Here is a 10,928-nt window from a genome sequence, read left to right on the forward strand (position 1 = left end):
AGTGCCTGTTGCCGGCCGGCATTCCGGGCGTGAACGTCGCGAGCCTGCGGCCGATCCTGAACGCAGGCGTTCGGGCGCGGTAGAACTCGAGGTGGTGCGACGATCGGCGCGCGGATGCGCAGCGAGATAAAAAACGGCGCTGAAGACGGGCTTCAGCGTACCTCATCGAAGAGGTTAGCGCGACCAGCGACGCCAGGGCCAGGCTCCCCGGTCGATGCTGCTCAGACTCCGTTTTTTATTCAGAAACATGCGGATGGAAGAAATAATCAGAAGGTTGGCCGGCCGGCGTTGTGCGCGGTGATCGCGCGGGCTGCGACCAGCAACGAATCGACTATACCATCCGAATTTATCGTTTGTATAGCTTTGCCGTGGTTGTAGCCGTACGGCACCGTCAGCGTCGCCATGCCGGCCGCGCGGCCCGCCAGCGCATCGTTTTCCGAGTCGCCGATCGCCACCGCCGCGCCGGGCGCGACGCCGAGTGCATCGCACGCCGTGTGCATTGGCAGCGGATCGGGCTTCTTGCGCGCGACGCTGTCGCCGCCCAGCACGATGCCGAAGCGATCGATCAGCCCGTATTGCGCGAGGAGCTCGACTGCGAAGCGGTGCGGCTTGTTCGTCACGCACGCGAGCCGGATGCCTGCCGCGTGCAACGCGTCGAGGCCCGCTGCAACCTCGGGGTAGAGGCGCGTGTGGCGGCCGTTGATCTTCGCGTATTCGGCCTGGTAGATCGCGAGTGCGTCGTCGAAGCGCGCGAGCGCTTCGTCGGGCCTGAAGCGCGGCTTCAGCACGCTCTGGATCAGGTGCTCGGAGCCCTTGCCGATGTAGCCGATCACCTCGTCGCGCGACGTGGCCGGCGCGCCGAGCTGCGCGAGCATCCCGTTCAGCCCGGCCGTGAAATCGTCGACCGTGTCGACCATCGTACCGTCGAGATCGATCACCGCCGCGTCGATACGCGGCGTCGCGAAACGGATCGGGGCCGCGTCCGTGGCGGCCCCGGCCGGCGCGTGGCCGGCGAACGACGAGTCGGCCACGGCGTCAGCTCCGCTCGACGGTGGCGAGCGCGGCGCGCATCTCGTCGATCACCTTGCGGTAGTCGGGCTTGCCGAAGATCGCCGAACCGGCGACGAACGTGTCCGCGCCGGCCGCCGCGATTTCCGCGATGTTGTCGGCCTTCACGCCGCCGTCCACTTCGAGCAGGATCTCGCGGCCGGTGCGCTCGGTGTACGCGTCGATGCGCGCACGTGCTTCGCGCAGCTTGTTCAGCGTTTCCGGAATGAACGACTGGCCGCCGAAGCCCGGGTTCACCGACATCAGCAGCACGAAGTCGAGGCGATCCATTACGTGGTCGAGGTAGTTCAGCGGCGTGGCCGGATTGAACACGAGGCCGGCCTTGCAGCCGTGGTCGCGGATCAGCGACAGCGTGCGGTCGATGTGATCCGAGCCTTCCGGGTGGAAGCTGATCAGGTTCGCGCCGGCCTTCGCGAAATCGGGCACGATCCGGTCGACCGGGCGCACCATCAGGTGCACGTCGATCGGCACCTGCACGTGCGGGCGAATCGCCTCGCACACGAGCGGGCCGATCGTCAGGTTCGGCACATAATGGTTGTCCATCACGTCGAAGTGAATCCAGTCGGCGCCGGCGGCGACCACGTTGCGGACTTCTTCGCCGAGCCGTGCGAAGTCGGCCGACAGGATGCTGGGAGCGATGCGGAATTGAGTCATGACAGGGGAGCGGGGACGCTGCGGCGCAAAACCGCCATTCTACCGTCCGGCGACCCGGTGCGCGGCGACAGGCCGTGCGGTTGCGGCCGGATTCCGCATAGAATGCCGAACCAGTGCGGCGCGCCCGCGGCTCCGCCGCTCGAGTTGGCGCGGGCGGTTACCTACAGCGGAAACATCATGAGTCAGTATCAGTTCACCGTTTCGGTGAAAACCAGCTACCTGCCGGAACAATCCGACCCCGATCGGCGTCAATACGCATTCGCGTACACGCTGACCATCCGCAATACCGGGCAGGTCGCGGCGCAACTGATCGCGCGCCACTGGATCATCACGGACAGCGACAACCACGTGCAGGAAGTGAAAGGGCTCGGCGTCGTCGGGCACCAACCGCTGCTGCAGCCGGGCGAACAGTTCGAATACACGAGCTGGGCCGTGATCGCGACGCCGGTCGGCACGATGCGTGGCGCGTACTTCTGCGTGGCGGAGGACGGCGAGCGGTTCGATGCGCCGGTCGACGAGTTTGCGCTGCACATGCCGCGCACGCTGCATTGAGTCGAGCGTGCGGCGGCGCTCAGCGCGGCTGGCGATCGTTGCCGCGGGCGTGCTTCTTCCTGCCCGACGACGTCCACACGACGATGAAGATCAGCAGGGCGAGCGCTACGAAAGCTTCGAGCGCGAAGATGAGCATCGGATATTGGTCGAGAAAATCTGACATGGCGGTTTCCATCAAGAACGGACATTGTATGTGGTTTGGGCCCCGGGTGGCCGGCTGGGTCGCCGCGGTCGCGGCGGCCGCACTGCTGGCCGCGTGTGGCAGCGCGCCGACGCGGACGTCGGCGCTGAAGCCGCCGACCGGCGCGGCGATCGTGCCGGGGCAGGTTGCCGCGCAGCGGCTGACGCCGGTGGCCTGGCAGCAGGTGCCGGGCTGGCAGGACGATTCGCTGATCGGCGCAACGGCCGCGCTGCGGCAGAACTGCGCGCGGCTCGCGCGCCAGCCGGCGTGGCAGCGCGCTTGCGCGGCCGCCGACCGGCTCGACGAGCTCGACGTCAGCAGCGCGCGCGCTTTCTTCGAAACGTATTTCACGCCGTTCCAACTGGCGAATACCGACGGCACCCTCGACGGGCTCGTGACCGGTTATTACGAGCCGCTGCTGCACGGCTCCCGCGTGCGTCGCGGTCCGTATCAGTATGCGCTGTACCGCTGGCCGGCCGGCTATCGCGCCGGCGCCGCGCTGCCTGCGCGCGCGCAGCTCGAGCGTGCCGGCATCCTGAACGGCAATGAACTCGTGTGGGTCGACGATCCGATCGAGGCGTTCTTCCTGCAGGTGCAGGGGTCGGGGCGTGTGCTGCTCGACGACGGTTCGGTGATGCGGGTCGGCTTCGGCGGCACCAACAACCAGCCGTACCGCTCGATCGGCAGGTGGTTGCTCGATCGCGGCGAACTGACGCCCGCGCAGGCGACGATGCAGGGTATCAAGGCATGGGCGAAGGCGAACCCGACGCGCGTCGACGCGCTGCTCGACACGAATCCGCGCTTCGTCTTCTTCCGCGACATGCCGACCAAGGAAGATGCACCGCATGGCGGCGCGGACGGCCCGATCGGCGCGCTGGGCGTGCCGCTCACACCCGAGCGCTCGATCGCGGTCGATCCGTCGTCGATCCCGCTCGGCACGCCCGTGTTCCTGCAGACCACGCGTCCGCTCACGAATACGCCGATGAACCGGCTCGTGTTCGCGCAGGATACGGGTTCGGCGATCAAGGGCGGCGTGCGGGCCGACTATTTCTGGGGGCTCGGCGACGACGCAGGCGATCTGGCCGGGCGGATGAAGCAGGTCGGCCGGATGTGGCTGCTGTTTCCGAACTCGTGAGTTGGGGCGGCGTAGGTGCCCGGAGGGTGGCCTGCGCGGGGGGCGCGGCATCCGTGGTGCGTTTCATGCCGGTGGCGCGTGCCGGTTTGATCGCCGGTGTGCCCATGTGAATTCAGTTCGCGTGATGCTATGCGTGTCTCGTCGAACGACGCTTTGGCGTAAAAGAGCCCGATCGGCGTTGGCCGACCGGGCTGTTTCATTTGCACACCCGGATTCGCCGCTGTGCGGCGGGCGCGCGGCGAGTCAATGAGGTTCGCGAAGTTCGCGCCCATCGCCTGCGCGGTGAGATTACCTCAGCCCTTGCGCTTGTCGATGACGCGACGGGCCTTGCCGACCGAGCGCTCGATCCCGTTCACGGGCAGCACGTTGATCACGGCCGTCACGCCGATCAGCGACTTGATGTCGTACGCGAGCGCCTCGCTGGCCGCGCGGATCGCCGCCGTGTCGGGCGCCGTTTCAGGACACGGCTCGACGTTCAGCGTCAGCACGTCGAGCGGGCCTTCCTTCGTCAGGACGATCTGATAGTGCGGCGCGAGCGCGCGCTGCTTCAGCAATTGCTCCTCGATCTGCGTCGGGAACACGTTGACGCCCCGCACGATCATCATGTCGTCGGAGCGGCCGGTGATCTTTTCCATCCGGCGCATCGTGCGCGCGGTGCCGGGCAGCAGCCGCGTGAGGTCGCGCGTCCGGTAGCGGATGATCGGCAGCGCTTCCTTCGTCAGCGACGTGAAGACCAGCTCGCCGAGTTCGCCGTCCGGAAGCACTTCGCCGGTTTCGGGGTCGATGATTTCCGGGTAGAAGTAGTCTTCCCAGATGGTCGGGCCGTCCTTGGTCTCGACGCATTCGGACGCGACGCCGGGGCCCATCACTTCGGATAGCCCATAGATGTCGACCGCGTCGATTCCCATCCGCTGCTCGATCGCGACGCGCATGTCGTTCGTCCACGGCTCCGCGCCGAAAATACCGATGCGCAGCGAGCTTTGCGCGGGATCGAGGCCCTGACGCTCGATCTCGTCGGCGATCGACAGCATGTAGCTCGGCGTCACCATGATGATGTCGGGGCGGAAATCCTGGATCAGTTGCACCTGCTTCTCGGTCTGGCCGCCGCCGAACGGAATCACCGTCAACCCCGCACGTTCGGCGCCGTAGTGGGCGCCGAGCCCGCCGGTGAACAGCCCGTAGCCGTAGCTGACGTGGACTTTGTCGCCGCGGCGCGCGCCGGCCGCGCGGATCGAGCGCGCGACGAGATTCGCCCACGTATCGATGTCGCGCGCCGTATAGCCGACGACGGTCGGCTTGCCGGTCGTGCCCGACGACGCATGAATGCGCGAGATCTGGTCCTGCGGCACCGCGAACATCCCGAACGGATAGCTGTCTCGCAGGTCGCTCTTGGTCGTGAACGGGAAGCGCGACAGGTCGGACAGCGTCTTCAGGTCGTCGGGGTGCACGCCCGCTTCGTCGAATTTGCGGCGATAGACGGGGGAATGTTCATACGCATGCCGGAGCGACCACTTCAGGCGTTCGAGCTGCAGCGCGGTCAGCTCGTCGCGTGAGGCGGTCTCGATCGGCTCGAGCGGTAGCGGGGTTGTCATGCGTGTCTCCAGTGTTTGTTATGAGCGAACCGTGGCCGTCACCGATCTTCCGGAAGAACCGTGCCCTTGATCTGGGCCGATTTGCCGCGAAACATCGCGACGGTTTCGCCGGTCTGGTTCGTGACGCGGATGTCGTAGATCCCGTGCCGGCCGCTGCGCGTCTGCTCGATCGCCTCGGCCGTCAGCAAGTCGTTGCCGTGTACGGGACGCAGGTATTCGATCGAACAGCCGGCCGCAACGGTGTTCAGGTTGTACGAATTGCAGGCGAACGCGAACGTCGAATCGGCGAGCGTGAAGATGATTCCGCCGTGGCAGGTCTGGTGCCCGTTCAGGAACTCGGGTCGCACGCGCATCTGCAGGCGTGCGTAGCCGGCGCGCACTTCGGCGATTTCCATCCCGAAGGCGCGGCTGCAGGCGTCCGAGTCGTACATGGCCTGCGCCGTGGCGCGGGCGAGCGAATCGGGGTCGAGCGTGTCGGTGACGGTCGTCATGTCAACGCCCCTCGAAACGCGGTGCGCGCTTCTCGATGAAAGCCTGGACGCCTTCGGCGTAGTCGTGCGACTGGCCGAGCTTGCGTTGCAGGTCGCGTTCCAGATCGAGCTGCTGATCGAGCGTGTTCGTGGCGCTGTCGCGCATCGACTGCTTGATCGATGCGATCGCGAGCGTCGGCTGTTGTGCGAGCTGGGTCGCGACCTGGCGGACCGACGCGGCGAGCGCGTCGTCGTCGACCGCGCGCCAGATCAAGCCCCATTGCTCGGCCTGTTCGGCGCCGAGCTTGTCGCCGGTGAGGGCGAGCCCCAGTGCGCGTGCCATGCCGACGCGTTGCGGCAGGAACCACGTGCCGCCCGAATCGGGCACTAGCCCGATCTTGACGAACGCCTGGATGAAGCTGCTCGAGCGCGCGGCGAACACGAGATCGCATGCGAGCGCGAGATTTGCGCCGGCGCCGGCCGCCGTGCCGTTGACCGCGGCGATCACCGGAATCGGCATGCGCTGCAGGCGGCGGATCAGCGGATTGAAGTGCTCGTCGATCAACGTACCGAGGTCGGTGGCTGCGCCCGGCGTGAAGTCGAGGTCGGCCAGATCCTGGCCCGCGCAGAAGCCGCGCCCCGCACCCGTCAGGATCAGCGCGCGCGCGCCGGCGGCTTCGACTTCATCGAGTGCCGACTGCAGTTCGCGGTGCATCGCCCGCGTGAAGCTGTTCAGCTTGTCCGGACGGTTGAGCGTGATCGTGGCCACGTGGGCAGCCTGATCGATATCCAGCTGGATCGCCTGATATGACATGCAGTGTCTCCTTCATGACTTCGTTATAGGCGCGCGGCGCGGCGGTTACACGCGTTCGATCGCGAGCGCGATGCCCTGGCCGACGCCGATACACATCGTACAGAGCGCAAAACGGCCGCCCGTACGCTCGAGCTGGTGAAGCGCCGTGGTCACGAGCCGGGCGCCCGACGCACCGAGCGGATGGCCCAGTGCGATTGCGCCGCCGTTCGGGTTCACGCGCGGATCGTCGTCGGCGACGCCGAGCATGCGCAGTACGGCGAGACCTTGCGACGCGAATGCTTCGTTCAGTTCGATCACGTCGAACTGGTCGATCGTCATGCCGAGCTGACGCAGCAACTTCTGCGTGGCCGGCGCGGGGCCGATGCCCATCACGCGCGGCTCGACACCGGCGGTCGCCATGCCGACGACGCGTGCGCGGCGGCGCAGCCCGTACTGCTCGGCGGCTTCCGCGTTGGCGAGGAGCAGCGCGCACGCGCCGTCGTTGACGCCCGACGCATTACCTGCCGTCACCGAGCCGTCGGGGCGCACGACGCCCTTCAGCTTCGCGAGCGCTTCGAGCGACGTTTCGCGCGGATGCTCGTCGACGGACACGACGAGCGCGTCGCCTTTCTTTTGCGCAATCGTGACCGGCACGATTTCCGCGGCGAGCGTGCCGTCCTGCTGAGCGCGGGCGGCCTTCTGTTGACTGCGCAGCGCGAACAGATCCTGATCGGCGCGGCTGATGTCGTAGTCGACCGCGACGTTTTCGGCCGTTTCGGGCATCGAATCGACGCCATATTGCTGCTTCATCAGCGGATTGACGAAGCGCCAGCCGATTGTCGTGTCGAATATGGCGGCCTGGCGCGCGAACGCGCTGGCGGCCTTGCCCATCACGAACGGCGCGCGCGTCATGCTTTCGACTCCGCCCGCGATCATCAGGCGTGCCTCGCCCGCCTTGATCGCGCGCGCGGCCGTGCCGACCGCGTCCATGCCCGAGCCGCACAGGCGGTTCAGCGTCGTGCCGGGCACCGCGGTCGGCAGGCCTGCGAGCAGCGCAGACATGCGCGCGACGTTGCGGTTGTCCTCGCCGGCCTGGTTCGCGCAGCCGTAGATCACGTCGTCGATCGCCGACCAGTCGACGGTACTGTTGCGCTCGATCAGCGCCTTGAGCGGCACCGCGCCGAGATCGTCGGCTCGAACGTCTTTCAGGGCGCCGCCGTAGCGGCCGATGGGGGTGCGAATCGCGTCGCAGATATAGGCGTCAGTCATGGGCGTATCGATAGGCGGCGAACCCGCCGGTTGGCGGATTCGTTCATGGTAGAGAACGTGGCGGCGTTTGCACGTCGGCCATTCGGGTTATGCCGTTTGGCCGGCTTCCGCGGGCACTGCCTTCGGCGCAACATGGACGCGGCTTTGAACCACGCGGAACCGGTTGGCGACGAATGCCGGATCGGCCAGCGCCGCGTTGGCCGCAGGGTTCGCGCCGGTGCCGTGGAAGTCGGAGAATGCGGCCGACTGGTTCACGAACACACCGCCCGTCAGGTTGATCGACAGCGCGACGCCGCCGCGCACTGCTGCCTCGTGCGCAGCGTCGAGGATCTTGTCGTCGGTGCTGTAGACGGAGAGCGTCAGCGCGCCGTGCTCCGCAGCGATCTCGCCGGCCAGATCGAGCGACTGTGCGGTCGAGTCGGTCGCGATCACGAACGAGATCGGGCCGAACCATTCCTGCGTGAATTTCGCGCGGTCGGCTGCGTCGAGCTGCAGTACGAGCGGTGTGCGCACGCGGGCGTCAGGGAAGGCGGGGTGCTGAAGCGTCTGGCTGTCGGCGAGCACGGGGCCGAGCTTGCGGGCGTCGTCGATGCGCGCGGTCACGCCGTCGTTCTGGATCGCGCCGATCAGTTCGACCGAGCGCGCCGGGTCGCCGGTGAGCTTTTGCACGGAGACGGCGATCGCCTGGGCGACTTCGTCGAAGCTCGCGTGGCCATCCGCGGTGCGGATCCCGTCGCGCGGCACGTAGATGTTCTGCGGGGCGGTGCACATCTGACCGGAGTACAGCGCGAGCGAGAACGCGATGTTCTTGGCGGCGGCCTTCAGGTCGTCGGTCGAGTCGATCACGATCTGGTTGACGCCAGCCTTCTCCGTATATACCTGCGCCTGATGGGCATTGCGTTCGAGCCACGTGCCGTTTTGCGTGCTGCCCGTGAAGTCGATCAGCTTGATTTCGGGGCGCAGTGCGAGGTCCTGCACGAGTGCGCCGTCGTTCGGCTCGGTCGCGAGGAGCGTGACGACGTTCGGATCGAAGCCGGCTTCGCGCAGTACGTCGCGCGCGATGCGGACCGTGATTGCCAGCGGTAGGATCGCGCCCGGATGCGGTTTGACGATCACCGTGTTGCCGGTCGCCAGGTCGGCGAACAGGCCGGGGTAGCCGTTCCACGTCGGAAACGTGCAGCAGCCGAGCACGAGGCCGGTGCCGCGCGGCACGATCGTATAGCGCTTGTGCATCGCGAGCGGCGGATTCTTGCCTTGCGGCTTTTCCCAGTGTGCGTCGGCCGGGATGCGGCGCAACTCGTTCCATGCATAGGCGACCGCTTCGAGCGCGCGATCCTGCGCGTGCGGGCCGCCCGCCTGGAACGCCATCATGAACGCCTGACCGGTGGTATGCATCACGCTATACGCGATTTCGAAGCTTGCGCGATTCAGGCGGGCGAGGATTTCGAGGCTGACGCCGATCCAGGCCGTGGGGCCCGCTTCGCGCCACGCGCGTTGAGCGGCGGCAGCCGCGGCAATGAGCTCGTCGGGCGTCGATTTCGGATAACGGATGCCCAGCGCGATGCCGTACGGCGACTGCTCCGCGCCGACCGTCCCGCCGGACGCCGGCTGGTCGAGCACGAATGTGTTGTCGAGGTGCGCTTTGAACGCGGCCTCACCATCGGCGTTGGCGCTTTCCCCGTACACTTTGGGACTCGGCATTTCGGCGAACGGGCTCCAGTACCCGCGGCTCTCGATGGCGGCGAGGGCGTGTTTCAGCGTGTCTTCGTGCTTCGTGAACAGTGCATGGGTCATGACGGCGGCCTGATGGACGTTGAGAGGAATTGGATCGATTAATTAACCGACCGGTTGGTCGGAGAATGGTAGCATCAAACTATTCGCATGTGCGAGGCGTTTCTCATTTCATTGATCGAGGAGAAATAGATGTCTTACGAGAACATCCTGGTGGAGACCCGGGGACGAGTCGGGCTGGTCACGCTGAATCGTCCGAAAGCGCTGAATGCGCTCAACGATGCGTTGATGGATGAATTGGGCGCCGCGCTGAAGGCGTTCGATGCAGACGACGGTATCGGCGCGATCGTCGTGACGGGGAGCGAGAAGGCATTCGCAGCCGGCGCCGACATCGGCATGATGGCGACCTATTCCTATATGGACGTTTACCGCGGCGACTACATCACCCGCAACTGGGAGACTGTCCGCGAGATCCGCAAACCGATCATTGCTGCCGTGTCGGGCTTTGCGCTCGGCGGCGGATGCGAACTCGCGATGATGTGCGACATCATTTTCGCGGCGGATACCGCCAAGTTCGGCCAGCCCGAGATCAAGCTGGGCGTGATGCCCGGTGCGGGCGGTACGCAGCGCCTGCCGCGCGCGGTATCGAAGGCGAAGGCAATGGACATGTGTCTGACCGCGCGCTTCATGGACGCAGCCGAGGCGGAGCGGGCCGGGCTTGTATCGCGGGTGCTGCCGGCCGACAAATTGCTCGACGAGGCGATTGCCGCTGCGACGACGATCGCCGAGTTTTCGCTGCCGGCGGTCATGATGGTCAAGGAGTCGGTGAACCGCGCGTACGAAACGACGTTGGCCGAAGGCGTTCACTTCGAGCGTCGGCTGTTCCATTCGCTGTTCGCGACGGAAGATCAGAAGGAAGGGATGGCGGCATTCGTCGAGAAGCGCAAGCCGGAGTTCAAGAACCGCTGATTCGGCTGCAGCGAGGCGCCTGCCCGGCGGGCGGCGGGTAGCAATCGCCGGCGCCATTCCCCGATGCCGAGACCCCAAAGCCTCCGTGCGCGGCAGCGCACGGAGGGTTTTTCAAAATATTTTCACAAAGGGCTTGCGGAGACGGGGGCGGGTGCTTAGAATCACGCCTCTTTCGCGCTAACGGAAACGCAGCGCGGGAGAGAAGAAGGGAAGCGGTGCGGTCGAGGTTGCTGTCGAGCCTTGGCGCACAAGGAGTTGAACCCCAACCGTCGCAACGAAGTAGTTAAAAAAGTTGTTGACGAGTTGAAAAAGACGGTTCATAATTTCGCTTCTCTGCTGCTGAAAACGCAGCGCTGCTGAGAAACACGAAGTTCCTCGCAGACATGCTCTTTAAAAATTAACAGCCGATAAGTGTGGGCGCTTGATGGCAGCGAGCTGATCCTCGGATCAGATAGCGAAAGTATCAAGAGTCTCACACTAAAGTAAGTCAGGTTTATGAAGTGATTCATATTCC

Annotated in this window: 11 protein-coding genes; 3 read left to right on the forward strand and 8 right to left on the reverse strand. The window is 65.8% G+C overall.

The genetic code is table 11. From position 1 onward, the window contains the following. Positions 1–266: 266 nt before the first annotated feature. On the reverse strand, positions 267–1,031 hold the full coding sequence (locus O1Q03_RS30205) for a phosphoglycolate phosphatase (RefSeq protein WP_269507828.1): 765 nt from the start codon (positions 1,029–1,031) through the stop codon (positions 267–269). Between the two features lie 4 nt (positions 1,032–1,035). Next, a complete protein-coding gene (gene rpe, locus O1Q03_RS30210) occupies positions 1,036–1,722 on the reverse strand; it encodes a ribulose-phosphate 3-epimerase (RefSeq protein ID WP_006482066.1) in 687 nt (228 codons plus the stop codon). Between the two features lie 177 nt (positions 1,723–1,899). Between rpe and apaG the strand changes: the two genes are divergently transcribed. Continuing rightward, positions 1,900–2,274 (forward strand): Co2+/Mg2+ efflux protein ApaG, encoded by a 375-nt coding sequence (apaG, locus tag O1Q03_RS30215; protein WP_014898204.1) that lies wholly within the window; start codon positions 1,900–1,902, stop codon positions 2,272–2,274. Positions 2,275–2,357: 83 nt separating this feature from the next. Continuing rightward, entirely contained in the window at positions 2,358–3,590 is a 1,233-nt protein-coding gene (mltA, locus tag O1Q03_RS30225; RefSeq protein ID WP_442865888.1) for a murein transglycosylase A, read from the forward strand. A 293-nt stretch (positions 3,591–3,883) separates the two neighbouring features. On the opposite strand, the gene paaK is transcribed toward mltA, so the two are convergent. From paaK to paaN, 5 genes are all read right to left on the reverse strand, one after another. After that, complete coding sequence (gene paaK, locus O1Q03_RS30230; protein WP_269507830.1) at positions 3,884–5,182, reverse strand: phenylacetate--CoA ligase PaaK; 1,299 nt, start codon at positions 5,180–5,182, stop codon at positions 3,884–3,886. Between the two features lie 38 nt (positions 5,183–5,220). Continuing rightward, complete coding sequence (gene paaI, locus O1Q03_RS30235) at positions 5,221–5,673, reverse strand: hydroxyphenylacetyl-CoA thioesterase PaaI (protein WP_269507831.1); 453 nt, start codon at positions 5,671–5,673, stop codon at positions 5,221–5,223. A 1-nt stretch (position 5,674) separates the two neighbouring features. Then, positions 5,675–6,466 (reverse strand): 2-(1,2-epoxy-1,2-dihydrophenyl)acetyl-CoA isomerase PaaG, encoded by a 792-nt coding sequence (gene paaG, locus O1Q03_RS30240; protein ID WP_269507832.1) that lies wholly within the window; start codon positions 6,464–6,466, stop codon positions 5,675–5,677. Between the two features lie 45 nt (positions 6,467–6,511). After that, positions 6,512–7,714, reverse strand: a complete 1,203-nt coding sequence (pcaF, locus tag O1Q03_RS30245; protein ID WP_269507833.1) for a 3-oxoadipyl-CoA thiolase — start codon at positions 7,712–7,714, stop codon at positions 6,512–6,514. 87 nt (positions 7,715–7,801) lie between these two features. Continuing rightward, positions 7,802–9,508, reverse strand: coding sequence for a phenylacetic acid degradation protein PaaN (paaN, locus tag O1Q03_RS30250; RefSeq protein ID WP_269507834.1), 1,707 nt, complete (start codon positions 9,506–9,508; stop codon positions 7,802–7,804). 129 nt (positions 9,509–9,637) lie between these two features. Between paaN and O1Q03_RS30255 the strand changes: the two genes are divergently transcribed. After that, the gene (locus O1Q03_RS30255) at positions 9,638–10,414 is read left to right on the forward strand and encodes an enoyl-CoA hydratase (RefSeq protein ID WP_098549862.1); all 777 of its coding nucleotides are present in this window, start codon (positions 9,638–9,640) and stop codon (positions 10,412–10,414) included. Positions 10,415–10,731: 317 nt separating this feature from the next. Here O1Q03_RS30255 and O1Q03_RS30260 read toward each other — a convergent pair. Beyond that, positions 10,732–10,928, reverse strand: a 197-nt coding sequence (locus tag O1Q03_RS30260) for a hypothetical protein (RefSeq protein WP_269507835.1), incomplete at its 5' end; no start/stop codon positions are given.

The sequence above is a fragment of the Burkholderia sp. IMCC1007 genome, assembly GCF_027257875.1.
Taxonomy (GTDB): domain Bacteria; phylum Pseudomonadota; class Gammaproteobacteria; order Burkholderiales; family Burkholderiaceae; genus Burkholderia.

Coding starts and splice junctions, on each gene's coding strand:
- rpe (WP_006482066.1), bottom strand. CDS start 1,722: ATGACTCAATTCCGCATCGCTCCCAGCATCCTGTCGGCCGACTTCGCA.
- apaG (WP_014898204.1), top strand. CDS start 1,900: ATGAGTCAGTATCAGTTCACCGTTTCGGTGAAAACCAGCTACCTGCCG.
- mltA (WP_442865888.1), top strand. CDS start 2,358: ATGAAGATCAGCAGGGCGAGCGCTACGAAAGCTTCGAGCGCGAAGATG.
- paaK (WP_269507830.1), bottom strand. CDS start 5,182: ATGACAACCCCGCTACCGCTCGAGCCGATCGAGACCGCCTCACGCGAC.
- paaI (WP_269507831.1), bottom strand. CDS start 5,673: ATGACGACCGTCACCGACACGCTCGACCCCGATTCGCTCGCCCGCGCC.
- paaG (WP_269507832.1), bottom strand. CDS start 6,466: ATGTCATATCAGGCGATCCAGCTGGATATCGATCAGGCTGCCCACGTG.
- pcaF (WP_269507833.1), bottom strand. CDS start 7,714: ATGACTGACGCCTATATCTGCGACGCGATTCGCACCCCCATCGGCCGC.
- paaN (WP_269507834.1), bottom strand. CDS start 9,508: ATGACCCATGCACTGTTCACGAAGCACGAAGACACGCTGAAACACGCC.
- O1Q03_RS30255 (WP_098549862.1), top strand. CDS start 9,638: ATGTCTTACGAGAACATCCTGGTGGAGACCCGGGGACGAGTCGGGCTG.